Here is a 26854-nt window from a genome sequence, read left to right as displayed (position 1 = left end):
CTCTCCATTTGCGCAAACGATTGCGATGGATCGCGCAGGCATTCGCATCTAATGCGCCTCTCACGATAAGGAATATCATGCGTTCGAATATCGTTATGCCATCACTTATTGCCGCTGGCCTTCTGGCTATGACGCCGGTTGTCCAGGCCGCCAGCAAAAGCCTGGTCTTCTGTTCGGAAGGCAGCCCGGCCGGGTTTGATATCGGTCAGTACACCTCCGGCACTGACAACGATGCCGCCGAGCCGATCTACAACCGTCTCGCCGAGTTCGCACGCGGCGAGACCAGCGTGGTACCCGCTCTCGCCACAAGCTGGGACATCGCCCCTGACAACCTGACCTACACGTTCCATCTGCGCGAAGGCGTCAAATTCCACAGCAACAAAACCTTCACGCCTACGCGCGATTTCAATGCCGACGACGTGCTGTTCACGTTCAATCGCATGCTGCACAAGGACCATCCTTTCCGCGTTGCCTATCCGACGGAGTTCCCGTTCTTCACCAGCATGGGCCTGGACAAGAACATCAAGTCGGTGGAAAAGACCGACCCGATGACTGTCGTGTTCACACTCAACAAAGTTGACGCGGCATTCATCCAGAACGTTTCCATGAACTTCGCGTCAATTCTGTCGGCTGAATACGCTGACAAACTGATGGCCTCCGGTGATGTGCGCGATATTAACCAGGCGCCCATTGGCACTGGCCCGTTTGTGTTTCAGCGATATCAAAAAGATTCGCAGATTCGCTACGTGAAAAACAAAGCGTTCTGGGACCCGAGTCGCGTCAAGATTGATCAGTTGATCTTTGCGATCAATACAGATGCTTCGGTACGCATTCAAAAACTTAAAAAGGACGAGTGTCAGGTGACGTTGAATCCGCGCCCGGCGGACGTTGAATCGATCGAGGCGGACAAAGACCTGCAGGTGATCAAAAAGCCCGGCTTCAACCTCGGTTACATCTCCTACAACGTGCGCCACGCCCCGCTGGACAACTTGCAGGTTCGCCAGGCGCTGGACATGGCGGTGGATAAAAAAGCAATCATCGCCGCGGTGTATCAAGGCGCAGGGCAACTGGCCCAGAACTCCATGCCACCGACGCAGTGGTCCTACGACGACACGGTCAAGGACGCGCCCTACAACCCGGAAAAAGCCCGCGAGTTGCTGCGCGCCGCCGGCGTCAAGGAAGGCACCGAACTGACCCTCTGGGCCATGCCTGTCCAGCGCCCCTACAACCCCAACGCCAAGCTCATGGCGCAGATGCTTCAGGCCGACTGGGCCAAGGTGGGCATCAAGGCGACCATCGTCAGTTACGAGTGGGGCGAATACCTCAAGCGCAGCAAGAACGGCGAGCATGATATTTCGCTGATCGGCTGGACCGGTGACAACGGCGACCCCGACAACTGGATGGGCACGCTGTACAGCTGCGCGTCCATCGGCGGCAACAATTACTCCATGTGGTGCGACGAAAAATACGACGCGCTGGTCAAGGCTGCTGTCTCGAACACGGACAAGGACCAGCGCATCGCGCTGTACAAACAGGCTCAGCATTACCTGAAAGAACAAGTGCCCATTACGCCGATTGCCCACTCGACGGTGATCCAGCCGCTGCGTAAGGAAGTGCAGGGTTTCCTGGTGAGCCCGTTCAACCGCAACAACTTCTCGGGCGTCAGCATCGCCGAATAATTCAAAAACATGCCTGGGGGCGCAACCACGCCCTTTGGCATCGCTTTATCCGCGTTTAGTCGGATAGGCAAGAAAATGGCCATGAGGCCGCACCACCGAGCGGGCTACACCATAAAAAGCCCGCCTCTAAAAAAGCAGTAATCGGGAGCTTCAAAACGTGAAAAAAGCCAGCACCGCTGTATTCGCCTTCTCCGTACTCGCCATCAGCGTCGCGGCCCAGGCAGAGCCGACCAGTCAGGAATTCGTTCCGACCACACTGGCCACCAGCAACGCCCAGGGCGAAGCCAAGGGATTTCTGGAAGACTCGAAACTGACCGGTTCGACCAAGAACTGGTACGCCAACGAACTGTTGCGTCGTGGCGGCGAGTTCCGCCGCAGCGAGAACGGCGTTGTCGTCGACAGCGATCCGCGCCGGATCAACTGGGTTCAGGGCACCATCGTTGACTACAGCTCGGGCTTCACCCAGGGCACTGTCGGCTTCGCTACGCAATTGGCGGTCTACAACGCCGTCGCGCTGGACCGTGACAAAGACGACCTGATGGGCGGCGCCAACCGTACGCTGACCGAAAACAACGGCGACCCTGTTGGACAGTGGAGCAAGTTGGGCCTGGGCAACATCAAGGCGCGCGTCTCCAACACGACCCTGACCGCCGGCCGCCAGTCGATGAACACCCCGGTGCTGGCTTACATCGGCAACCGTGCGCTGCCTTCGAGCTTCGAAGGCGTGAGCGTTCTGAGCGAAGAGTTCAACAACATCTCGATCCAGGCCGGCAGCTTCGACCGCGTGTCGCCACGTACCGAGCAGAGCCTGACCAAGTTCCGTTCCGAGTACACCAACAACACCGCCACCGCCGATCGCGTTGACATGGCAGGCGTTGATTACAAACCGTTCAAGAGCCTGACCACCAGCTTCTACGCCTCCAACGTCGAAGACTTCTGGCATCAGTATTACTTCGCTTTCACCCACGAACTGGGTGACGCCGATGTACTGGGCCTGAGCACCAACCTGAACTACTACAAGACCAAGGATTCCGGTCAGAAGAAGATGGGCGAGATCGACAACGACACGTACAGCCTGTCGTTGACCGCCACTCACAAGGCGCACAGCTTCAGCGTCGCGTACCAGGAAGTCGAAGGCGACACCTACTTCGACTACGTCCACGACACCAACGCCATCTTCCTGGCCAACTCCCTGCTCTCGGACTTCAACGGCCCGAACGAGAAGTCGGTGCAACTGAGCTACCTGCTGAACATGGCTGACTATGGCGTGCCAGGCCTGAAGTTCAACATCTACCAGGCGCGCGGTTTCGACATCGACGGTACCCATTACAAAGGCACCGCTTACGACGTCTCAAGAATGGACGGTGAAACTCACTACGAATACGGTGTCGGCTCGTCGTACACCCTGCAGTCCGGCCCGCTGAAAGCCTCGACCATGCGCGCGACCTACACCACTCACCGCGCGAGCGCCAACCAGGCCGACGGCAACATCAACGAGTTCCGTCTGGTGACCACGATTCCATTCAACATTATGTAATCAGCACGATCGATCGGGCCTCAAGGCGCGGTTAATACCGAACTTCGTGGCCCGATACCGACTCACTTATGGCTTCATCACTTGCGGAGTGCGTTACTTGAAATCGACATTCAAACTCGCAACATTGCGCAGCGCGATCGCACTGGCGGTATTCAGCGTCGCGGTCGGCGTATCGGCCAAGCCTCTGGTGGTCTGCACCGAAGCCAGCCCGGAAGGTTTCGACCCGGCGCTCTACACCACCGCCGTGACCGCCGATGCGTCGGCGGAAACCATTTACAACCGTCTGGTGGATTTCAAGCCAGGCACCACGGAAATCGTTCCAGCGCTGGCCGACACGTGGGAGATCAGCGATGACGGCCTGACCTACACGTTCCACCTGCGCAAGGGCGTCAAGTTCCACACCACCGAATATTTCAAACCGACCCGCGACATGAACGCCGATGACGTAGTCTGGAGCTTCCAGCGTCAACTGGACCCCAACCACCCGTGGCACAAACAGTCGCAGGTCGGCTACCCGTACTTCGAGAGCATGGGTTTCAAAGAGCTGCTGAAGAACGTCGAGAAAGTGGACGACAGCACCGTCAAGTTCACCCTGACCCGCCGCGAAGCGCCGTTCCTGGCTGACGTCGCCATGGCCTTCGCCTCGGTATACTCGGCGGAATACGCCGATCAGTTGCTCAAGGCCAACAAGACCGACAACCTCAATAGCCAGCCCATCGGCACCGGTCCGTTCGTCTTCCAGCGCTACGCCAAGGATGCTCAGGTTCGCTTCAAGGCCAACGCGGATTATTTCCGTGGCAAGCCGCCGGCTGACGCTCTGATCTTCGCGATCGCCACCGACAGCAACGTGCGCCTGCAGAAGCTCAAGGCCAACGAGTGCCAGATCGCCCTGTACCCGAAACCCGATGACATCCCGAACATCAAGAAAGACTCGAACCTGAAGATCGACGAACTGAACGCGATGACCACCGCGTACGTCGCCATGAACACCACGCACAAGTACATGAGCGACGTGCGGGTGCGTAAGGCCATCGAGATCGCCTTTGATAAAGAAGCCTACGTCAACGCCCTGTTCGGCAAAGGCAACGCCACCGTCGCCGTGAATCCGTATCCGGACACGCTGCTGGGCTACAACAAAGAGTTGAAAAACCCTGCCCACGATCTGGACAAAGCCCGCGCCCTGCTCAAGGAAGCCGGCGTACCGGAAGGCACCGTGCTGACTCTGTTTACGCGCAACGGCGGCGGTGCGACCAACCCGAACCCGACCATGGGCGCACAAATGATGCAGGCCGACCTGGCCAAAGTCGGCATTAAGTTAGATATACGCGTCATGGAATGGGGAGAAATGCTCAAACGTGCCAAAAACGGCGAACACGACATGGTGTCGGCCGGCTGGGCAGGTGACAATGGCGACCCTGATAACTTCCTGACCCCCAACCTCAGTTGCGAGGCCGCCAAAAACGGCGAAAACTACGCGCGCTGGTGCAATCAGAAGTTCCAGACGTTGATCGATCAGGCACGGGAAAAAACCGACCCGGCCGAACGCGCTTCGCTCTACGAGCAGGCTCAAGTGATCTTCAACCAGGACCTGCCATGGATCAGCATGGCCCACACCAAGATGTTCACTGCCATGCGCAACAACGTAGAGGGTTACCACATCAGCCCTCTCACCACTAATAACTTCGCTACCACCCAAGTGAAGTAGAAGAAGAATCCGGCGGGCTCTACTACCCAGAGACCCGCCGGTACCTGATGAGGTACACGAGAAGATGTTTAGTTTTATCGCTCGCCGAGTGGGGTTGCTCATACCCACCTTCTTCGGCATCACCTTGCTGACCTTCGCACTGATTCGCCTGATTCCGGGCGACCCTGTCGAAGTCATGATGGGTGAACGCCGGGTCGATCCGGAAATGCACGCCCAAGCCATGGAACGTCTTGGCCTGAACAAACCCCTTTATGCGCAATACATCGATTACGTCGGCAAGCTCGCCCATGGCGACCTGGGCGAATCGCTGCGTACGCGCACGAGCGTGTGGTCCGAATTCACTTCGCTGTTCCCGGCAACACTGGAACTGTCGATTGCGGCGCTGATCTTCGCAGGCATTCTCGGGCTGCTGGCCGGTGTCATTGCGGCACTGAAGCGAGGGTCCCTGTTCGACCATGGGGTCATGGGTATCTCCCTGGCGGGGTACTCGATGCCGATCTTCTGGTGGGGCCTGATCCTGATCATGTTCTTCTCGGTATCGCTGGGCTGGACCCCGGTATCGGGCCGTATCGATCTGCTCTACGACATTCCCCCCAAAACCGGCTTCATGCTGATCGACACCCTGCTCAGCGATGAAGAAGGTTCGTTCATGGACGCCCTGCGTCACCTGATTCTGCCGGCCATCGTGCTGGGGACCATCCCGCTGGCGGTCATCGCCCGGATGACCCGCTCCTCGATGCTCGAAGTCCTGCGTGAAGACTACGTGCGCACGGCGCGCGCCAAGGGCCTTTCGCCGGCTCGCGTGGTATTCGTTCACGGCCTGCGCAATGCGCTGATCCCGGTACTGACGGTGTTCGGTCTGCAAGTGGGCACGCTGCTGGCCGGTGCTGTTCTGACCGAAACGATCTTCTCCTGGCCGGGCATCGGCAAGTGGCTGATCGAAGCCATCGGCGCCCGTGACTACCCTGTCGTGCAGAACGGCATCCTGCTAATCGCCTGCCTGGTGATTCTGGTCAACTTCGTGGTGGATATCCTCTACGGCTTTGCCAACCCACGCATTCGTCATCAGCGCTGAGATCCCTTTTTATGAGCACACCTACTCCCGTAGCAGCAGTCGATCAAAGCCTGCTCTACCCGTCCGTCTACAAAGAGTTCTGGCAGCACTTTTCCAAGAACAAAGGCGCCGTCGCGGGCCTGGCGTTCATGCTGGTAATCGTGTTCTGCGCCCTGTTTGCGCCGTGGGTTGCCCCCCATGACCCGAGCGAGCAATACCGCGACTTCCTGCTGACCCCACCGGTCTGGCTTGAAGGCGGCCAATGGCGGTTCCTGCTGGGCACCGATGAACTGGGCCGCGACCTGCTGTCGCGTCTGATTCAGGGCTCGCGCCTGTCGCTGCTGATTGGTCTGTCGTCGGTGGTGATGTCGCTGATTCCGGGGATCCTCATGGGTCTGCTGGCCGGTTTCTTCCCGAAAATCCTCGGCCCGACCATCATGCGTCTGATGGACATCATGCTGGCGCTGCCGTCGCTGCTGCTGGCTGTGGCCATTGTCGCGATCCTCGGCCCTGGCCTGATCAACACCGTCATCGCCATCGCCATCGTTTCGCTGCCGTCGTACGTGCGTCTGACCCGTGCAGCGGTCATGGGCGAGCTGAACCGTGACTACGTGACCGCCGCGCGTCTGGCCGGCGCAACGCTGCCGCGCCTGATGTTCATCACCGTGCTGCCCAACTGCATGGCGCCGCTGATCGTTCAGGCCACTTTGAGTTTCTCCTCGGCGATCCTCGACGCTGCGGCGCTGGGCTTCCTGGGTCTGGGTGTACAACCGCCGACGCCTGAGTGGGGCACCATGCTCGCTTCGGCCCGCGACTACATCGAACGCGCCTGGTGGGTGGTGAGCCTCCCGGGTCTGACCATTTTGCTCAGCGTGCTGGCAATCAACCTGATGGGCGACGGTCTGCGCGATGCGCTGGACCCGAAACTCAAGAACGCCGCCTGAGGACGTCCGAATGTCTCTTTTAAACATCAAGAACCTCAACGTGCGCTTTGGCGACGCCACGGCCACCCCGGTCGTTGACGGCCTGGATCTGGCCGTCGACAAGGGCGAAGTACTGGCGATCGTGGGCGAATCGGGCTCGGGTAAATCCGTGACCATGATGGCGCTCATGGGCCTGATCGAGCACCCCGGCATTGTCACCGCCGACGCCCTGGTCTTCGACGGCAAGGACATGCTCACGCTCAATGCGCGCCAGCGTCGCAAGATCGTCGGCAAAGACATGTCGATGGTCTTTCAGGACCCGATGACAGCGCTGAACCCAAGCTACACCGTGGGCTTCCAGATCAAGGAAGTGCTCAAGCAGCATTTGGGTCTGTCGGGGCGTGCTGCCCATCAGCGCGCACTGGAGCTGTTGCAGAAGGTGGAAATCCCGGGCGCTGCACAGCGTCTGGACGCCTACCCGCATCAACTCTCGGGCGGCATGAGCCAGCGCGTCGCGATCGCCATGGCAATCGCCGGCGAGCCGAAACTGCTGATCGCCGACGAACCGACCACCGCGCTGGACGTGACCATTCAGGCGCAGATCATGGACCTGCTGCTGGCCCTGCAAAAAGAGCAGGACATGGCGCTGGTGCTCATTACTCACGACCTCGCCGTGGTGGCTGAAACCGCTCAGCGGGTCTGCGTGATGTATGCCGGTCAGGCCGTGGAAGTGGGTCAGGTGCCGGGGCTGTTCAACGTCCCGGCGCACCCGTACAGCGAAGCCCTGCTGGCGGCGATTCCCGAGCACAGCATGGGCGCCGCGCGCCTGTCGACGCTGCCGGGTATCGTACCGGGTCGCTACGACCGTCCAAGTGGTTGCCTGCTCTCGCCGCGCTGCCCTTACGTCCAGGATAAATGCCGCCAGCAACGCCCGGGCCTTGACCCGAAAGCCCATAGTCTGGCGCGTTGCTTCTTTCCGCTGAATCAGGAGGTGGCGTGATGAGCGAAATCGTACTGACCGCTCGTGACCTTACTCGTCACTACGATGTGTCCCGTGGGCTGTTCAAGCCCCATGCAACCGTGCGCGCGCTCAACGGCGTGTCGTTCGAACTCGAAGCTGGCAAAACGCTGGCGGTGGTCGGTGAGTCCGGCTGCGGCAAGTCGACGCTGGCCCGCGCGCTGACGCTGATCGAAGAGCCCTCTTCGGGTTCGTTGAAAATCGCTGGCCAGGAAGTCACCGGCGCAACCAAGGCACAGCGCAAACAGCTGCGCAAAGACGTGCAGATGGTATTCCAGAGCCCGTACGCGTCGCTCAATCCACGGCAAAAAGTCGGTGATCAACTGGGCGAGCCCCTGCTGATCAACACCAGCCTTTCCAGCGCCGAACGCCGCGAGAAAGTGCAGGCAATGATGGCGCAGGTCGGTCTGCGTCCCGAGCACTATCAGCGCTACCCGCACATGTTCTCCGGCGGTCAGCGTCAACGTATCGCGCTGGCGCGGGCGATGATGCTGCAGCCTAAAGTGCTGGTGGCGGACGAACCGACGTCGGCGCTCGACGTGTCGATTCAGGCTCAGGTGCTGAACCTGTTCATGGATCTGCAGCAAGAGTTCAACACCGGTTACGTGTTCATCTCCCACAACCTGGCGGTGGTGCGTCACGTCGCCGACACAGTGCTGGTGATGTACCTCGGTCGCCCGGCCGAAATGGGTCCCAAGGAAGAGATCTACAACCGTCCGCTGCACCCGTACACCCAGGCGCTGCTGTCAGCGACTCCGACGATCCACCCAGACCCGTCGAAGCCGAAGATCAAAATCGTCGGCGAGCTGCCCAACCCGCTGAACCCGCCGTCTGGCTGCGCGTTCCACAAGCGCTGCCCTTACGCGACCGAGCGTTGCGCCGCCGAAGTGCCGGAGCTGCGCCTGGTCGACAACCGTCAGGTTGCCTGCCATTACGCGGAGCAGTTTGTGGCGTGATAGACCTGTGACGAAAGAGTAAGAAAAGGCCGTTGCGTGTGAGCGCAACGGCCTTTTTTTGTGGCTTGAGCAGGACTGGCTTTAGCCGGGAATTGCTTTTTGTAGGACCGGCTTTAGCCGGGAATGACCCGACAGGCTCACAAGCAGAGCGCGATCAATAAACATCCCGCCGATACCGACCCTGCTCGATCAACTCCCGCACCGCGTCCTCACCCAGCAGCGCATTCAATGTCGCATCCACCCCGGCCGCCATGCCTTCCAGGCTACCGCAGATGTAAATCACAGCGCCCTCGGCCAGCCAGCGCCGCAGCTCATCAGCCGCCTCACGCAACCGGTCCTGCACGTAGATTTTTTCAGCCTGATCCCGGGAAAACGCCAGGTCCAGACGCGCCAGATCCCCATTCGCCAGCCAGCCGTTCAGCTCTTCGGCGCAGTAAAAATCATGGGCAACGTTGCGCTCACCAAACAACAGCCAGTTGCGCTGCTCACCCAACGCAACACGCGCCTTGAGCAAGCTGCGCAAACCCGCCAACCCGGTGCCGTTACCCATCAAAATCATCGGCGCCGACTCGGCAGGCAGATGGAAACTACTGTTGCGACGCACCCGCACACTGAAGGCACCACCCACCGCGGCATGCTCGGTCAGCCAGCCCGAACCCAGCCCAAGACTGCCATCGGGGTGCAGCTCCTGACGCACGATCAGTTGCAGAACACCATCCTCGGGAATCGAGGCGATTGAATACTCGCGCATCGCCAACGGCACCAGCGCATCGATCAGCGCCTGCGCGTGCAACCCCACCAGATGACTGCGATTGATCGGCAACTGACGCGTGCACAAGGCTTGGCCGAGGGTCTCGCCCAAGCCGTCGACGATGACCTGCGTGTCAGCAGGAATGCCCAGTCCGGACAGGAACTGCTTGACCGCAGATGCCGGGTTGCGTGGCAACACCTCCACCAAATCGCCGGCCTCCCAACGAGCCGCTGAATCGCACGTCAGGCCGAGCAAGAACACCTTCGAACCCACGCTCCCGGGGTTCAGCCATTCCCGGGCCATTAGGGTCCAGTTCTGGTAATCCGGCGCTTGCCAGACAGTCGTCGGCGTCGAGCCCGTCAACTGGCCCAGTTGCTGTTGCCAGTGTTGCAGCGCCACACCATCGCCGCTGTCCACTTCCACCGGTGCGAACAGCGTGCGGCCGCCGCGCTCGGCCAACCAGCCGTGCAGCCGCTGAGCGAAACCGCAGAACTGTTGATACTGGCGATCACCCAGCCCAAGCACCGCGTAGTTGAGATTGTCCAGCGCCAGTGGCCGGCCCAATACCTTGCGCTCGAAGCCTCGAGCGCTGTCCGGTGCTTCGCCGTCGCCGAAAGTGCTGACCACGAACAGCGCGTTACGGCTCTGATGCAGGTCCTGCTCGGTGATGTCGCCCAGACGCTGTACCTTCACCGGCACACCGGCGGTCTGCAGTTGGCTGGCCGTCTGCCAGGCAAGCTGCTCGGCAAACCCGCTCTGGCTGGCAAAGCCGATCAACCATGCCGCGCCCTGCTCTTCCGTCGTTGCCGACACTTCACCGCGAGCGTTGCGGATCTCGCGCTTCTTGCGTCGACGGTCCAGGTAGAGCAACCAGCCGGTGATGAAAAACAGCGGCATCAGCAACGCAGCCACGGTGACGACGATGCGCCCGATCAGGCCGAAGTAGCTGCCGGTATGGATCGCGTAGTTACTGATCAACAACTGCGCGCCGAGGCTTTTCTCGGAATAGCGCGACACCGCCTTGAGCGCGCCGTCGGCCGGGTCGAGGGTGATCTGGTTCAACGCACGGGGGTGCTGCGCCGTTTTAAGGAGGTAAAACACCGTCGCCATCTGGCCCGGTGCCTGGGGCATGCGCAGGTTGTACGTCTTGAGGTCCGGCCCGGCGGCGTTCTGGATGGTCTGCCAGATGGCGTCATAGTCCGGCGCCGAAGCCGTGATTTCCCTGGGCGCCTCTTTCACGGCTGGGCCAGGACGCGGCCCTCCGCCACGGCGCTGTTCGCCCGCCACAGGAGCGTCGCCAATCAGTTTGGTCATGCCGTTGCTGAACCAGTCGTAAGACCACATCAGCCCGGTGATCGCCAGCAGCAAATAGATGATCAGGCACCAGGTGCCGAACACCGAATGCAGGTCCCAATTGAAACTGCGTCCCTTCTTCGCCCAATCCATCGTCAGCCAGACGCGCCAGTTCAGCGGCTTGCGCGGCCAGCGCAGATACAGCCCGGACAGGCAGAAGAAAACGAGGATCAGTGTGCATGCCGCAGTGACTTGTTTGCCGTATTCCCCTGCGGCGAGGAACCGGTGCAGGTTGAGGATGAAGCCGAAAAAGTCCTGACCAGTCGCGTCCTCGGTGAACGCGCCGGTGTAGGGGTTGAAGTTGTGCATCTCGCCGCGGCGCTGACCCGGAGGGGGTTTGAACCAGACCTGGGCGATCCTGTCGCCGTCGACATCGATACGGAACATCGCCGCCGTGTCTTTGCCCTGGGCTTCAACCTTGCTGACCATTTCCGCCAGTGACAGTTGACGACCCTCGGGCTGTACGAACAACACATCGGGGTTGAGCACGTCGAGTATCTCGTCCTCGAAGGAATACAGCGCGCCGGTGATGCCCATCAAGGCGAGCACCAGACCGGCCGTGATTCCGAAGAACCAGTGCACTTGAAACAGGACTTTCTTCAACACCCTCGACCTCACTCACCCGCTACGGCGCGCATTATGCGCACAAACGGCATACATTCTCATCTGTGGCTGATTCTTAATGCTGAACCTGTGGGAGCGACCGGGGTGGCGCTCCCACAGGTGATGCGTCCGCTTTCAGATCAGAAGTGGAAGCTGGCACTCATCAGCGCGGTACGCCCGGCTGCCATGTGCGCGTAGTGGGTGCTGAACACCTGATCGTAATAACGCTTGTCGGTCAGGTTTTGCACGTTCAGCTGCAGGTCGACGTTCTTGGTCAGCGCGTAGGTGGCCATTGCGTCGTAGCGCCAGTAGGACGGCACTTCCACGGAGTTGGCTTCGTTGCCGAAACGCGAATCGACGAAGGTCGCGCCGCCGCCCACGGTCAGCTTCGGCATCAGTTCGTAGGTCGACCAGAAGTTGAAGCTGTTGCGCGGCGTGCTCGGCATGTGATTGCCCTCGTCCGCCTTGCTGGTCGCGCTGACGATCTCGCTCTCCATGTAGGTGTAGCCGCCGTAGACTTTCCACTTGCCGGTGATGTTGCCGCTGTAAGTCAGCTCCAGGCCATCGACCCGTTGCTCGCCGTCCAGCACCTGGAACGTCGCGTTGTCAGGATCGGTGATCCGCGCGTTGGTTTTCTCGGTGCGGAACAGCGCGGCGGTCATCGACAGGTTGTCGTCGAAGAAATCCCACTTGGTCCCCAGTTCATAGTTGCGGTTCTTTTCCGGGTCGAGGTTGGCGTTGTTCGCCGCGATTTCCAGACCACCATTGCCGCTGGTTTCACCCGACGGATTGCTGGATGTCGACCATGCCGCGTAGATGCTGCCGTTCGGCAGCGGCTTGTAGGTCACGCCGACCTGGTAATTCCACAACTGGCTGGTGTTCTCGCGTTTGAAGCTGCCCGCGACCGAGCCACGGCCACCAGTGCTGTAACCGCTGGAGCGCACGTCGTAATCGTCATAGCGCAGGCCAAGGTTCAGGGACCACTGCTCGTTGAATTTCAGTGTGTCGAAGACGTAGGCAGCGCTGGTTTTGGTGTCGGTATCGGTGTACGCCTGGCTGTCGGTGATGGTGCCGTTCCAGTCGTCTTTCGGCGACGGGTTGGACAGGCTGGTGCAGTCGCCCGACGCCAGCAGCGCTGCGTTACACGTCGAGCCGATGGTCCCGCCGCTGGCGCTGAGCACGTTGTAGCCGCGGTTGTGGGTGTCCTGATACGAAAACTCGAGACCCGTCACCAGGCTGTGCTGGATGAAACCGGTGTCGAATTTCGCTTGCAGGTCGGTCTGGTTGACGAAGCCGCTGGAGGTGGAATTGCGGCTCTTCGCCGAGCGCGAGACCAAGCCGTTGGCGACGTTACCGCGGCTGTCGTCCGGGTTGGTGACGATGTAGTCCAGCGTCGAGCGCGACATGCGAAAGCTGTTGGAGATTGTCAGGTTGTCGTTGAGGTCGTGTTCGAGGCGGATCGTGCCGCTGTCGTTGACGCTCTTGCGGTAGTCGCGGTCGGTCAGGCCATAGAAGTTGTTTTCATTGACGTGGGCCGGCTTGTCGACCACGTACTTGCTGCGGCCGGTGGTGTTGGTCAGCGGAATGCCGTAGTCGGGCATGTCGTCTGTGGACAGATGGTAGTAATCGACCTTGACCCGCGTGTCGGTGCCCAGACCGAACGCGAACGAAGGCGCGACGCCCCAGCGGCTGTTGTCGACATCGTTGCGGCCGGCGACGTTGGAATCGTGCTTCATCAGGTTCAGGCGGAAGGCCGAGGTGTCGGTCATCTGCTTGTTGACGTCGAGGGTATAGCGCTGGGTCTGGTCCGAGCCGAAAGTGTAGCCGCCGTTGAAGGCATCGCCCAGGTGGGCGCCTTTGGTGACGAGGTTCAAGCTGCCACCCGTGGAGCCTGCGCCAGTGAAGGCCGAGCCCGGGCCTTTGCTGACCTCGACGGATTCGACGTTGAAAATCTCCCGGCTCTGCGCCGCCACGTCGCGCATGCCATCCACGAACACGTCACTTTCTGCGTTGAAGCCGCGAATGATCGGGCGATCCGCACTGGGGTTACCGCCTTCGCCCGCGCCAAAGGTAATGCCGGGGGTGGTGCGCAATGCGTCAGCCAGGCTCGTGGCTGCGGTGTCGCGAATCACTTGCTGCGGGATCACCGTCACGCTCTTTGGCGTCTCGCGCAGCGGCGCGGTGTACTTTTTCGAGGCCGACTCTTCGGTCTTGTAGGCCGTATCGGCGCGCTCGCCGTCAATGTTGGTGGCCCCGAGATTCAGAGCATCCGATCCAGGTTCCGCAGCCTGCGCCATGTGGGCGGCTGACATCGCTGCAAGGGCAACGCTGACGGCGCCGACGATGGAGCGCTGCGAATGTGCGGTAACAGGTTGTGCTTGGCGCGACATTTTCCTTCCCCAAGGAAACAATAAGGCGGCGGAATATAGTTGAGACTGCTTCGCATTCGCAGAAAACTTACATTCTTTACACTTTCCCATTACCCAATTTTCACATCTACCCATTCACGCGCGCGGGTGACGTTTTACACGATCAATAAGAATCACTATCATCCGCCGCTTCATTCTTCTCGCAGGTCGCGATTCATGCTCCTACATATCCCCGGTCTGTTTTCACCCGAGGAGGTGCGTCGCATCCGAGAGGCGCTGGAAGCAACCGAATGGGCCGACGGCAGGATCACCGCCGGGCACCAGTCAGCGAAAGCCAAGCACAACCTGCAGTTGCCTGAAGGCCATCCGCTTGCCGTGGAGATTGGCGCGGCGCTGCTCGAGCGCCTCTGGCAGAACCCGCTGTTCATGTCCGCCGCCCTGCCCCACAAGGTCTTTCCGCCATTGGTAAATTGCTACACCGGCGGCGGCAGTTTCGATTTCCACATCGACAACGCCGTGCGTCAGGCCAAGGGCAGCACCGAGCGTGTGCGCACAGATCTGTCATCGACGCTGTTCTTCAGCGATCCCGATGATTACGACGGCGGCGAGCTGGTGATTCAGGACACCTTCGGCACACGTCAGGTCAAGCTGCCGGCGGGTGACCTGCTGCTTTATCCGGCCAGCACTCTGCACAAGGTCAACGCCGTGACGCGGGGCGCGCGGTACGCCTCTTTTTTCTGGACCCAGAGCTTGGTGCGCGATGATGGCCACCGCACGCTGCTGTTCGAAATGGACGCAGCAATCCAGCAACTCAGCCGCGATGTGCCCGATCACCCCTCGCTGCTTCAGCTCACCGGCACCTATCACAATCTGCTGCGGCAGTGGGTCGAGGTCTGAGTCATGACCTGGAACCTGCGACGTGAAGAGGTGCTCGATGGCGACCAGTTGCGCGCCATGCTTGAAGAAAGCCCTGCCAGTGCCGCACGGGCGATTCTGAGCGCGGCGCAGGCAAACATCGTCGACGCCCAGGCGCTGCTCGGGCAGATCCTGCTCGACGGTACCGGCATAGAACGCGACCCGGCGCTGGCGCTGGTCTGGTTTCAGATCGCGGCCCGTTGCGGCCACGCCATGGCGCAGAATATGGCGGGCCGTTGCCACGAGCATGGGTGGGGCTGTGAGCCGGACGCCGCAAAGGCTGCCGAGCATTATCGTCTCGCCGCCGAAGCCGGTCTGGATTGGGGCTTTTATAACTACGGCAATCTTCTGGCGACCGGCCGTGGCGTCAATAAAGACCAAGCTCGCGCGCTGGCTTGCTATCGAAAGGCGGCCGAGTTGGGCCACGCAAAGTCGATGAATCTGGTCGGGCGTTATCTCGAAGAAGGTCTGTGCTGCGTGCAGGATCTCGCTGCAGCCCATGAGTGGTATCGACGCTCAGCAGAAGGCGGCGACTTTCGCGGGCAGTTCAGTCATGCGTCGGTGTTGGCGGATCACGGTCAGGTCGACGAAGCCCTCAGGTGGTTCACAGCTGCGCTTGAGCTGGGCAACCTGAATTTTCTTCGGGTCAGTATCAGGACACTCGTGCTGTCCATCCATCCCGAAGTCCGCGCGATGGCCACCGACTACTCCCGCAAGGCGGCGGACTTAAGCAAGTCCGACGATTAAACCGCCATAAAAAAACCCGCGATCGCTCACGGGTTTCTTTTCACAACAGCCAGTGTTTAAACGTAGAACGACTTCAGCGGCGGGAAGCCGTTGAACTCTACGGCGCTGTAGCTGGTGGTGTAGGCGCCGGTGGACAGCCAGTACAGGCGGTCACCGATGGCCAGGTTCAGCGGCAGGCCGTACTTGTAGTTTTCATACATGATGTCGGCGCTGTCGCAGGTCGGGCCGGCAATGACCACCTCTTCCATTTCGCCTTTCTTTTCGGTCCAGATCGGAAACTTGATGGCTTCGTCCATGGTTTCGATCAGGCCGGAGAATTTGCCCACGTCGGTGTATACCCAACGCTCGACGGCGGTGCGGGATTTACGCGACACCAGCACCACTTCGCTGACCAGAATGCCGGCATTGGAGATCAACGAACGGCCCGGCTCCAGAATGATTTCCGGCAGGTCATCACCGAAGTCTTCTTTCAGATAACGAATGATTTCTTCAGCGTAGGTTTCCAGGCTGTTGGTGCGGGTGATGTAGTTGGCCGGGAAGCCGCCGCCCATATTGATCAGCTTGAGAACGATGCCGTCTTCTTCTTTCAGGCGCTCGAAAATCACTTTTACTTTGGCGATCGCGGCGTCCCAGACGCTGATGTCACGCTGCTGCGAACCGACGTGGAACGAAATGCCGTATGGCACCAGGCCCAGTTCACGGGCGAGAATCAGCAGGTCCATGGCCATGTCGGTCTGGCAGCCGAATTTGCGTGACAGCGGCCAGTCAGCGGTGGTCGAGCCTTCGGTGAGGATGCGCACGTAGACTTTCGAACCCGGGGCTGCCTTGGCGATGTTGCGCAGGTCAGCTTCGGAGTCGGTGGAAAACAGGCGCACGCCCTTCTCGTAGAAGTAGCGAATGTCTTTGGATTTTTTGATGGTGTTGCCGTAGCTGATGCGATCCGGGCTGACGCCACGGTCCATCACTTTATCCAGCTCGTAGATCGAGGCGATGTCGAAGCTCGAACCTTTTTCCTTTAGCAAGTCGATGATTTCGACCGCAGGGTTGGCTTTCACGGCGTAATAGATGCTGGCAAATTCGAAGCCTGCACGCAGGTCGTCGTAGGCCTTGCTGATCATCGCGGTGTCGATGACCACGAACGGGGTTTCTTGCTTGTCGGCAAACGCCTTCATTTTATCGAAGGTGCTTTTCTCGAAATAGTCTTCGACCTGAATCGACATGCGGGGACTCCTGTTGGCAAACGGTAAAAAACAATGGGTGTGAGCGCGCGGCTCGTGAACGTCCTCCGTATCCCCACTTTGGTTCGCCTACTTCCCAAGGCTGCTCGGCCGAAAGCAAAAAGGCCACCCGGTGATACGCCACGGTTGGCCTTGCTGTCTCGTCGTCAGTACTTGAGCCGGATGGATCGTTTCCAGCATGGACGTTCGGCGCGAACTGTAGGACCTGAGGGGCCGGAGATCAACTAAAAATGTCGCGTTTCTGCCCGTTTTTGCCAGACGGGAATTCACGCGCGTTCAATCAACCCGTAGTAACCGACCGATGTGACAGGGTGATGTTCCCGGTGATTGCCAATGTCAGAGTTATCAACAGCCCTGGCAGGAGAGCGCTTGCCCGCGAAGGCGGTGTGTCAGCCGACATATTTCTCAGTGACACACCACGATCGCGGGCAAGCGCGCTCCTACAGTTCCCCGACTACCTCAAGCCGAAGCAGCCTGCTCCACCAACTCCGCCGGCGAAACAATGCTGGTCTTCATCCCGCGCGACTGGCCGGAACTCAGGTAAGCCGCGATGGATTCCTGGGTTACTTCACCCAGGAACACATTTTCGGCATCCAGCACCGGCAGCCACGAGCGGTTGAACTCGTACATGCGCGACAGCAGGATGCGCAGGTGTTCATCGTAGGCGGCGGTGGCGTTGAACGGGCGCAGGTACTGGTCGCACGTGCCGGCCTGACGGTGCAGGTCGCGGCGGCGGACGTAGCCCATCGCCTTGTTTTCGGCATCGGTGACGACCACGTAGCGGCGGTCGTTTTCGTCCATGATCTCCAGCGCATCGGCGACTGGCGTTTCCGGGCTCACGGACGGCGCGTTGTCCGCGGCGTCTTCGGCTTTGACAAGCAGCAGGCGCTTGAGCGTGCTGTCCTGACCCACGAAGTTGCTGACGAAATCGTCCGCCGGGTGCGCCAGCAGCGTGTCCGGGTGATCGATCTGCAGCAGCTTGCCGGCGCGGAAGATGGCGATCTTGTCGCCCAGCTTGATGGCTTCGTCGATGTCGTGGCTGACCATGATCACCGTCTTGTTCAGCGCGCGCTGCATCTCGAAAAACTCGTTCTGGATCATCTCGCGGTTGATCGGGTCGACCGCACCGAACGGCTCGTCCATCAGCAGCAGCGGCGCGTCTGCGGCCAGCGCACGAATCACGCCGATCCGCTGTTGCTGACCGCCCGACAACTCGCGCGGGTAGCGATTCAGATACTGCTTGGGTTCCAGCTTGATCATGCTCATCAGTTCGCGAGCGCGGTCGTGGCATTTCTGCTTGTCCCAACCGAGCAGCTTGGGCACAACCACGATGTTTTCTTCGATGGTCATGTTCGGGAACAGACCGATCTGCTGAATGACGTAGCCGATGTTGCGGCGCAGGGTGACCTCGTCGAGACCCGTGGTGTCCTCGCCATTGATCAGCACCTTGCCGGAGGTCGGCATGATCAGCCGGTTGATCATTTTCAGCGTTGTACTTTTGCCGCAACCCGACGGGCCCAGGAACACGCAGATCTCGCCTTCATTGACGGTCAGGCTCACGGAATCGACGGCCTTCACTTCCTTGCCGTTGCTCTGGAAAGTCTTGGTGAGGTTCTGCAGCTCAATCATTTGTTTGGCGATCATTTCAGGAGTCCTTTTGGAGTCAGCGAGCGTTGCAGCCATTGCAGAAGCAGGTCGGCGAAGATGGCCAGAATGCTGACCAGTACGGCGCCGACGATCAGCATCGACATATCGCTGCGGCTGATGGAAGCGAGGATGAGTACGCCCAGACCGCCCGCGCCGATGGTGGCGGCGATGGTCATGACACCGATGTTCATGACCACGGCGGTGCGTACGCCGGCGAGAATCACCGGCACGGCGATCGGCAGCTCAACCATGCGCAGGCGCTGGCCGAAGGTCATGCCGATGCCCTTGGCGGCCTCACGAATGCCGGGCTCGACGCCGGTCAGCGCCAGGTAGGTGTTGCGCATGATCGGCAGCAGCGAGTAGAGAAACACTGCGGTGATCGCTGGCATTGGCCCGAGGCCCTGACCGAACTTGGAGTAGAACGGCAGCAGCAAGCCGAACAAGGCAATCGAGGGGATGGTCAGCAGCACGGTGGCGCTGGCCTGCAACGGCCCGGCGAGGGTCGGGGAGCGCGTCATCAATACGCCCAACGGCACGCCGACAACAATCGCCAGCGTTACCGCGATGCCGACGAGGGTGATGTGCTGCAGGGTCAGGTGCATGACCTGATTCCAGTCCAGATGGGAGAAAGCGCTGAGGAAACTCATGGTTTCTCCTCCTGTTTTGCCGCCGGCGCCGGCGCGACAGGCACGCTGTCGGCGGAAGGATTGATCGGATGTGCGCGCAGGAATTCAGCCGCCACCACGGTAGGACTTTCATGGTCGACATCGATGCGCGCATTCAGCGTACGCATGGTCTGGTTATCCAGCAGCGCAGCAAGCGGCTTGAGCAGATCGGCCAGTTGCGGGTGCTTGTCCAGGTACTCTTTGCGGATCACGGGCGCTGCGGTGTAGTCCGGGAAGTAGTGCTTGTCGTCCGCGAGCACCTTGAGTTTGAACGCGTTCAAGCGGCCATCGGTGGTGTAGACGAGGCCCGCAAAAACCTGCCCGTTGCGCAGCGCGGTGTAGACCAAGCCGGCGTCCATCTGCCGGGTGTTTTCACGCCCCAGGTTCATGCCGTAATGCTTGACCATGCCCACCAGACCGTCGGAACGGTTGGCGAACTCAGTGTCCAGCGCAACGATGTGGCCCTTGTCGGCCTCAGCCTTGAGCACCGTGGTCAGGTCAGACATGTTGTTGACCTGCGGATACTGCTGCGCAATCTTGTCCGGCAGCGCCAGCGCGTAGGTGTTGTTGAACTTGGACGGCGACAGCCAGACCAGGCCCTTCTTGGCGTCCAGCTCCTTGACGCGCTGGTAGGTCTGCTCGCTGTCGAGCTTCTCGTCGACATGGTTGTAGGCAACCAGCGAAACCCCGGTGTACTCCCACAGCAGATCCAATTGGCCGCTTTCCTGAGCACTGCGCGCCAGGTTACTGCCCAGGCCGCCGGTGATCTGGACTTGATAGCCCTTGTCGCGCAGGTATTGCGCGGTCAGTTCGGCCAGCATGGTCTGCTCGGTGAACACCCGCGCGCCGATGCGCAACACGGGCATTTCGGCCGGTGCATCCGCAGCCTGGGCGAAACCGGACAGCAACATCCCGACGCCCATGATTAATGTGCATAACTTCTTCATACCAATTCCTTTCTCGGCGGGGCTCGACTTATCGAGCCAGGCCGCGTTCCAGCCAGAGACGGCTTGCCAGGGTCACGGCACCATCGAGCAGCAGCGCCAGCAACGCCGTACATGCGGCGCCCAGCACCAGTTGCGGCTGATTGTTCAGGGCGATGCCGGGGAAAATCAGGCTGCCCAGGCTGTTCGCGCCGATGAGGAACGCCAGTGGCGCGGTCCCGACGTTGATCGCCAGCGCCACGCGCACACCGCCGATGATGATCGGCACAGCATTGGGCAACTCGACACGCCACAGCACCTGGCGCGGTGTCATGCCGATGCCGCGAGCGGCTTCTTTGAGGGAACCCTGAACGTTTTTCAGGCCTTCGTAGGTGTTGCGCACGATGGGCAACAACGAAGCGAGGAACAAAGCGAAGATCGCCGGACCGCTGCCGATACCCAGAATACCCAGAGCGATAGCCAGCACGGCGAGAGGAGGAACGGTGTTACCGATGTTGAAGATCTGCATGAAGCGTTCGGCGCGGCCAACCATGTTCGGTCGGCTAAGGACAATGCCGGTCGGGATCCCGACCACCAGTGCCGCCAGCATCGAAGCCAGCACAAGCCAGACATGGGCTTGCAGATAAAACAGCAGATCATCCTGATATTGCCTGATGGTACTGATGCCGATCCATTGGACCAGCAGGGCCAGGAGTGCGATGACAATCACACCTCCCAACAGCCCCTTGCCATAGCGATTTGCCACGGGCGGACTCCTTATTTCAGTCGGCGAACATCTGGCGTGGAACTGGCCTTTTCAGGCAGCACGCGAACGTTCGCGAAGAGCAGCGGGTGGGTCGCCGGAAAGGTTGATACTTCGGCGAAAACACAAGCCATGAGCGCAGCTTCGTCAAGCTAACTTGCTGATTTTGCAACCCTTGGCGTCTTGCGATACCTGGGAATGGACGTCTCCGTAACCGCAAAGGTTCCCACGTGCGATGGTGTCTGGCCACCCCTTATTGACTGAACGGTTCGGTTATTGCTCTGGTTTGGGCTATAATCGCCGCCCTTTTTTGAATCACCTCTCGGGCGATTTCCCATGACCAGACAGGCCGCCGAAGTCGCGAAACGCCGCACTTTCGCCATCATTTCCCACCCCGATGCGGGTAAGACCACCATCACTGAAAAGCTTTTGCTGATGGGCAAGGCCATTTCCGTCGCCGGTACGGTGAAGTCGCGTAAATCCGACCGTCACGCCACCTCCGACTGGATGGAAATGGAGAAGCAGCGCGGCATTTCCATCACCACCTCGGTCATGCAATTCCCGTATCGCGATCACATGATCAACCTGCTCGACACCCCGGGCCACGAAGACTTTTCCGAAGACACCTACCGCACGTTGACCGCTGTCGACTCGGCGCTGATGGTGCTCGATGGCGGTAAAGGGGTTGAGCCCCGCACCATCGCACTGATGGACGTCTGCCGCCTACGCGACACGCCGATCGTGAGCTTCATCAACAAGCTCGACCGCGACATTCGCGACCCGATCGAGCTGCTGGACGAGATCGAAGCGGTCCTGAAAATCAAAGCCGCACCCATCACCTGGCCGATCGGTTGCTACCGCGATTTCAAGGGCGTGTATCACCTGGCTGACGACTACATCATCGTCTACACCGCCGGTCACGGCCATGAGCGCACCGATGTGAAAATCATCGAGAAGCTCGACTCGGACGAAGCGCGCGCGCACCTGGGTGATGAATACGATCGCTTTGTCGATCAGCTGGAACTGGTGCAAGGCGCCTGTCATGAATTCAACCAGCAGGAGTTCCTCGACGGCCAACTGACGCCGGTGTTCTTCGGCACGGCGCTGGGCAACTTCGGCGTCGACCACGTGCTCGACGCCGTGGTGGACTGGGCACCGAAGCCACTGGCCCGCGTTGCCAACGAGCGCACGGTCGAGCCGATCGAGGAGAAGTTCGCCGGTTTCGTATTCAAGATTCAGGCGAACATGGACCCGAAACACCGCGACCGCATCGCGTTCATGCGCATCTGTTCCGGCAAGTACGACAAGGGCATGAAGATGCGCCATGTGCGCACCGGCAAGGACGTCCGCATCGGCGACGCGTTGACGTTCTTCTCCAGCGAGCGTGAGCAACTGGAAGAAGCGTACGCCGGCGACATCATCGGCCTGCACAACCACGGCACGATTCAGATCGGCGATACGTTCAGCGAAGGCGAAGCCCTGAGCTTCACCGGCATTCCGCACTTCGCCCCGGAGCTGTTCCGCCGCGTGCGCCTGAAGGATCCGCTGAAATCCAAGCAACTGCGTCAGGGTCTGCAGCAGCTCGCCGAAGAAGGCGCCACTCAGGTGTTCTTCCCGCAGCGCAGCAACGACATCATCCTCGGCGCCGTCGGTGTGCTGCAGTTCGATGTGGTCGCCAGCCGCTTGAAGGAAGAATACAAAGTCGAATGCGCCTACGAGCCGATCACTGTCTATTCGGCGCGTTGGATCGAGTGCAGCGACAAGAAGAAGCTCGAGGAATTCGAGAACAAGGCCGTGGAAAACCTGGCAGTGGACGGCGGCGGTCACCTGACCTACCTCGCGCCAACGCGGGTCAACCTCGCTTTGATGGAAGAGCGCTGGCCCGACGTGAAATTCCGCGCGACGCGGGAGCATCATTAAGCGCTGGTGACGGTCAGTCTGCAGTGGCATCCGATCTGCAGCCAGACACAACACCCTGTAGGAGCGCGCTTGCCCGCGAAACTTAGGTTCGAACGACAGATGTGTGTCGGATGGACCTACCATTCGCGGGCAAGCGCGCTCCTACATTGGGGAAGCGGCGCGAGCCAGATTTGCGTATGACCGCAAACTCGGTGATCAGCCGTCATGCCCTCACTTCACCACCATCCCCACGCCCCGTCCGCGCGGATCGGACGCGGTTTCGACTTTCGTGCCGTCGATCTTGATCGCCTGCACATTGCCCATCGACCAGCCCTGGTCCTTCAGCGTGTAACCCATGGCCGTCAACTCGTCGGCCACCGGGGCCGCCAGCGGTGCAAATTTCTCGGTGTAGATCGTGTCCTTCGGCAGCAACTGGTGATGAACCCTCTGCGCCGCAACGGCGTCTTTCAGCGGCATGTGGAAGTCATAGATGTTGTTCAGCACCTGAAAAACCGTAGTGAAAATCCGTGAGCCACCCGGCGTGCCCAACACCAAGGTTACCGCGCCATCGCGGGTGACCAGACTCGGGCTCATCGACGACAGCATGCGTTTGCCGGGCTGGATGGCGTTGGCATCCCCGCCCACCACGCCAAACGCATTGGCAACGCCCGGCTTGGAACTAAAATCATCCATCTCGTCGTTCAGCAAAAACCCTGCGCCCTTCACCACCACGCCGCTGCCGTAATCCCAGTTCAGGGTGTAGGTATTGCTGACCGCGTTGCCCTTGGCATCGACGATGGAAAAGTGCGTGGTCTGGTGCGATTCAAGCCCGGCCTTCACGTTCTCTGTGGGCGAAATCGCCGTCGGGTTGACCTCGTGGGCGCGCTTGGCCAGATAGGCGTTGTCGGTCAGCTGATTCACCGGCGCCACGGAAAAGTCCGGATCGCCCAGGTAGTTGGCGCGATCGGCGAACACGCGCTTTTCAATCTCTGCCAACAGATGGATATACCGCGCCGAATTGAGGGGCACGTCTTTGAAGTCATCGGAAAGCTGCTGCTTCATGCCGATCAATTGCGCCAGCGCGATGCCACCGGAACTGGGCAGCGGGGCGGTGTAGAGCGTGTTGCCGTTGAAATTCACGTGCAGCGGCTTGCGCCAGACCGCCTTGTAATCCTGCAGGTCCTCTTTGGTGATCAGGCCGTTGTCGTGTTGCATCTGCGCCACCAGCAGGTCAGCCGTCTGGCCCTGGTAAAACTCGTTGGCGCCCTTATCGGCGATGCGTTCCAGGGTCTTGGCGAGCTCCGGTTGACGGAAGGTCTCGCCGGTCTTCATGTCGCCGAAGTAATCCGCAAAATTGGTCTTGCCGTCGAGTTGCTTGATCGCCTCGGCGCCATACATGTACTGCTTGTCGGCGACCTTGAAGCCATTTTTCGCGTAACCAATGGCCGGCGTCAGCAGCTCAGCCCACGGCAGCTTGCCGAATTTCTGATGCGCTTCCCACAGCCCCATCACGGTGCCGGGCACCCCCGACGCACGTGCGCCCACCAGACTCATGCCCGGGATGACCTCGCCTTTGTCGTCCAGGTACATGTTGCGCGTCGCCGCTTTCGGCGCGGCTTCGCGGTAGTCGAGAAAGTAAGGTCGACCGTTCATGAACAGGGTCATGAAGCCACCACCGCCAATGTTGCCCGCTTCGGGGTAGGTGACCGCCAGGGTGAACGCCGTGGCGACAGCGGCATCAACGGCGTTGCCGCCCTTTTTCAGAATCTGCGCAGCGACCTGAGCACCGTATTGATCCGGGGACGCCACGGCGCCGCCTTCCAGCACCACGGCATACACCGGCGAACTCGCGGCGAAGATCACCGACAGGGCAAGGGTTTTAAGGGTCACTGCACGCATGGGGCTTCCTTGATGACAAATGCGACAGCTTGTTACCGATGTGCTGTCTGGAGGCTGAAGAGACTAACGGTCCGGCTGCACATTAATGATGAAACTTCCCGCAAACGCAAACGGACAGGCGCCTAAACCGGCGCACGCTCAGATTTATCCCGAACGGGAAATACCACTGCCCTCTCCCGCCGCAGATTGAGCGCCAAGACACTCGCCAGCACCACAATCGACCCGACGATCACCCGCTGCGAAGGCAACTCGCCCAGCATCACAGACGCGATGGCGATGGCCATCGGCGGCGTAAGGTACAAACTCATCGACGCGCGGCTGACCTCCATGTGCTTCAAGACATACGCCCAGGCCAGATACGCCAGCGCGCTGGGGAACAGCCCCAACACACCCACCGCCACATTGACCCTAAGCGGCGCGTTGACGATTTCGCCGATCAGCCCCGGCAGATAAACCAGCAGGAACAGCGTGCCGGCCCAGACCGTGTAACAGACCATGGTCAGGCCGTCGTACCGATGGCTGTGTCGCTTTTGCAAAGAGAAATACACGCTCCAGGAAAACGCCGCCACCAGGATCAGCAGCCCGCGCGCATCCATGTGGCCGATGCCGCGATCACCGGTGACGACGATCGCGGCGCCCACCAACCCGAGCGCAACACAGCCCCAACGCCAGGCGCTGACCCGCTCCTTGAACACGAAATGCGCCAGCAACGCGGTAAACAGAGGCGTCGACTGCACCAGCACGCTGGACGCCCCCGCGCTGACCCCCGCCTGGCCGAAATTGAGGGCGATGTGGTGCAGGCTGACGGCGAAGAAACCCAGCACCGCGAGCAACGGCAGATCTTTCAGGCGCGGCAACGCGATGCGTTGCGATGAGGCGATTAACAGCATGAAGACCGACGCGATCAGAAAACGAAGCAGCGCCAGATGCCCGGGATCGTAGGCCTGCAAACCGATGCGAATGCCGGTCGGCGAGAAGCCCCAGCAGGCGACCACGAAGAAAGTGGCAAGGGCGACTTTCATCCCCTGCCAAGGCACCGCGCCATTGACCGTGATATCCGAATCAGGAACTGGGTCAGCCACCACGCTCATCTCGATACTCCTGCCGACAAGCCCGGCGCCTGCCCATGGCTGCAAGTATCGAAACAACCTATGCTCACCACAACCGAACAATAATGACTCAAACCCTCACTATTGGTGATGAATGGAATTGGCCCAGATTCGCATGTTCAAGACTGTCGTCGACACCGGCAGTATTGCCCGCGCAGCGGAGGTGTTGCATTGCGTGCCGTCGAATATCACCGCGCGGATCAAGGCGCTTGAGGCGGAGCTGGGCACCGAGTTGTTCTACCGTCAGGGCCGCGGTTTGCGCATCAGTCCGGCGGGGGAAATCTTCCTCACCTACGCCGGCAAAATGCTCAGCCTTGCCGACGAAGCCAAACGCGCGGTGCACCCGGACGCCGCGCCATCCGGGCCGTTGCGTATCGGCGCCATCGAATCCTCGGCCACGGCGCGGCTGCCGCGACTGCTGGCGCGCTTTCACGCACGTTATCCGCAGGTTTCGCTGGAGCTGACCACCGGCACCGGCACGCAACTGCTCGACGCGACGCTCAATCAAAAGCTCGATGGCGCCATTGTCGCCATCGATGTCAAACGCCCACGGCTCAAGCGCACGTCGATGTACCGGGAGGATCTGGTGCTGATTGCCGCCGAGTCGTTGGGGCCAATTCGCAGCGCGGCGGATCTTCAAGGCAAATCGATTTTCATGTGGCCCGAAGGCTGCCCTTATCGCGCAGCGCTGGAGCGATGGTTGCAGCACGACGGCCAGACTCAGCCCATCGTCAGTATCGCCAATTACGGCACCATCGTCGGTTGCGTCAGCGCCGGGGCAGGCGTGGCGCTGGTGCCCAAAGGCGTTTACGAGCAGTACCGGAAAGGCTCGGGCTGGGTCGGTTATGAATTCCCTGAACTGACCTCCATCGACAACCTGTTTTATTGGCACGAGAACGCAGAACATCACCCGGCGCGGGAAGCGTTTGTGCAGATGCTGAGGGCAGAGTTCAGCGGGGTGGCTCAAGATTGACGGCGCACCGAAACCCAATCGACCACGCGCCTCCAGCTGGATGAACAAGACGTGGAATGCCACGGGTGTTTCCAAAATCTTGAAGGTTCACACGACCCACTGTAGGAGCGCGCTTGCCCGCGAAGGCG

At 60.3% G+C, this 26854-nt stretch carries 20 protein-coding genes; 11 read left to right on the top strand and 9 right to left on the bottom strand.

All coding sequences use genetic code 11. The features are described from left to right. Positions 1-77 precede the first annotated feature (77 nt). The 7 genes from L4G42_RS24555 (at position 78) to L4G42_RS24525 (ending at position 8872) form a co-directional block, all read left to right on the top strand. Positions 78-1679 carry an ABC transporter substrate-binding protein gene (locus L4G42_RS24555; RefSeq protein ID WP_237254220.1) on the top strand — a complete coding sequence of 534 codons (1602 nt, stop codon included), beginning with the start codon at positions 78-80 and terminating at the stop codon, positions 1677-1679. Positions 1680-1836: 157 nt separating this feature from the next. Then, positions 1837-3216, top strand: a complete 1380-nt coding sequence (locus L4G42_RS24550; RefSeq protein WP_237254221.1) for an OprD family porin — start codon at positions 1837-1839, stop codon at positions 3214-3216. 97 nt (positions 3217-3313) lie between these two features. After that, a complete protein-coding gene (locus L4G42_RS24545; protein ID WP_237254222.1) occupies positions 3314-4921 on the top strand; it encodes an ABC transporter substrate-binding protein in 1608 nt (535 codons plus the stop codon). 64 nt (positions 4922-4985) lie between these two features. After that, the gene (locus tag L4G42_RS24540) at positions 4986-5996 is read left to right on the top strand and encodes an ABC transporter permease subunit (protein WP_065990182.1); all 1011 of its coding nucleotides are present in this window, start codon (positions 4986-4988) and stop codon (positions 5994-5996) included. Positions 5997-6007: 11 nt separating this feature from the next. Next, a complete protein-coding gene (locus tag L4G42_RS24535; protein ID WP_237254223.1) occupies positions 6008-6919 on the top strand; it encodes an ABC transporter permease subunit in 912 nt (303 codons plus the stop codon). A 10-nt stretch (positions 6920-6929) separates the two neighbouring features. Further along, positions 6930-7898, top strand: coding sequence for an ABC transporter ATP-binding protein (locus tag L4G42_RS24530; RefSeq protein WP_237259991.1), 969 nt, complete (start codon positions 6930-6932; stop codon positions 7896-7898). Beyond that, entirely contained in the window at positions 7898-8872 is a 975-nt protein-coding gene (locus tag L4G42_RS24525; protein ID WP_237254225.1) for a peptide ABC transporter ATP-binding protein, read from the top strand. The genes L4G42_RS24530 and L4G42_RS24525 overlap by 1 nt, the downstream gene beginning before the upstream one ends. Positions 8873-9026: 154 nt before the next feature. On the opposite strand, the gene L4G42_RS24520 is transcribed toward L4G42_RS24525, so the two are convergent. After that, entirely contained in the window at positions 9027-11579 is a 2553-nt protein-coding gene (locus tag L4G42_RS24520) for a PepSY domain-containing protein (protein ID WP_237254263.1), read from the bottom strand. Between the two features lie 140 nt (positions 11580-11719). Next, complete coding sequence (locus tag L4G42_RS24515; protein ID WP_237254226.1) at positions 11720-13969, bottom strand: TonB-dependent receptor; 2250 nt, start codon at positions 13967-13969, stop codon at positions 11720-11722. A gap of 195 nt (positions 13970-14164) precedes the next feature. On the opposite strand from L4G42_RS24515, the gene L4G42_RS24510 reads away from it, so the two are divergent. Further along, the gene (locus L4G42_RS24510) at positions 14165-14845 is read left to right on the top strand and encodes a Fe2+-dependent dioxygenase (RefSeq protein ID WP_237254227.1); all 681 of its coding nucleotides are present in this window, start codon (positions 14165-14167) and stop codon (positions 14843-14845) included. Positions 14846-14848: 3 nt separating this feature from the next. After that, positions 14849-15610, top strand: coding sequence for a tetratricopeptide repeat protein (locus L4G42_RS24505; RefSeq protein ID WP_237254228.1), 762 nt, complete (start codon positions 14849-14851; stop codon positions 15608-15610). A 56-nt stretch (positions 15611-15666) separates the two neighbouring features. Here L4G42_RS24505 and L4G42_RS24500 read toward each other — a convergent pair whose 3' ends face one another. The 5 genes from L4G42_RS24500 to L4G42_RS24480 form a co-directional block, all read right to left on the bottom strand. Beyond that, a complete protein-coding gene (locus L4G42_RS24500) occupies positions 15667-16830 on the bottom strand; it encodes a type III PLP-dependent enzyme (protein ID WP_237254229.1) in 1164 nt (387 codons plus the stop codon). Between the two features lie 477 nt (positions 16831-17307). After that, positions 17308-18477 carry an osmoprotectant ABC transporter ATP-binding protein OsmV gene (locus L4G42_RS24495; RefSeq protein ID WP_237254264.1) on the bottom strand — a complete coding sequence of 390 codons (1170 nt, stop codon included), beginning with the start codon at positions 18475-18477 and terminating at the stop codon, positions 17308-17310. 11 nt (positions 18478-18488) lie between these two features. After that, on the bottom strand, positions 18489-19142 hold the full coding sequence (locus L4G42_RS24490) for an ABC transporter permease (RefSeq protein WP_237261272.1): 654 nt from the start codon (positions 19140-19142) through the stop codon (positions 18489-18491). Then, positions 19139-20107, bottom strand: a complete 969-nt coding sequence (locus tag L4G42_RS24485) for a glycine betaine ABC transporter substrate-binding protein (protein WP_237254230.1) — start codon at positions 20105-20107, stop codon at positions 19139-19141. Before L4G42_RS24485 ends, L4G42_RS24490 begins: the two co-directional genes overlap by 4 nt. 28 nt (positions 20108-20135) lie before the next feature. After that, on the bottom strand, positions 20136-20849 hold the full coding sequence (locus L4G42_RS24480; RefSeq protein WP_074886589.1) for an ABC transporter permease: 714 nt from the start codon (positions 20847-20849) through the stop codon (positions 20136-20138). Positions 20850-21182: 333 nt separating this feature from the next. On the opposite strand from L4G42_RS24480, the gene L4G42_RS24475 reads away from it, so the two are divergent. Further along, on the top strand, positions 21183-22766 hold the full coding sequence (locus L4G42_RS24475) for a peptide chain release factor 3 (protein WP_237254231.1): 1584 nt from the start codon (positions 21183-21185) through the stop codon (positions 22764-22766). Positions 22767-22976: 210 nt separating this feature from the next. Here L4G42_RS24475 and ggt read toward each other — a convergent pair whose 3' ends face one another. Together ggt and L4G42_RS24465 are read right to left on the bottom strand one after the other, a co-directional pair. Beyond that, positions 22977-24644: a gamma-glutamyltransferase gene (ggt, locus tag L4G42_RS24470; RefSeq protein ID WP_237259992.1), complete on the bottom strand. Its 1668-nt coding sequence runs from the start codon at positions 24642-24644 to the stop codon at positions 22977-22979. Between the two features lie 122 nt (positions 24645-24766). After that, entirely contained in the window at positions 24767-25666 is a 900-nt protein-coding gene (locus tag L4G42_RS24465) for a DMT family transporter (RefSeq protein ID WP_237260009.1), read from the bottom strand. Between the two features lie 181 nt (positions 25667-25847). On the opposite strand from L4G42_RS24465, the gene L4G42_RS24460 reads away from it, so the two are divergent. After that, complete coding sequence (locus L4G42_RS24460) at positions 25848-26726, top strand: LysR family transcriptional regulator (RefSeq protein WP_237254233.1); 879 nt, start codon at positions 25848-25850, stop codon at positions 26724-26726. The last annotated feature ends 128 nt before the right edge of the window (positions 26727-26854 follow it).

Source organism: Pseudomonas petrae, assembly GCF_021728295.1.
Classification (GTDB): Bacteria; Pseudomonadota; Gammaproteobacteria; order Pseudomonadales; family Pseudomonadaceae; genus Aquipseudomonas; species Aquipseudomonas petrae.
Note: the sequence above shows the minus strand (reverse complement) of the source record. Positions and strands in the feature narration are given on the sequence as shown.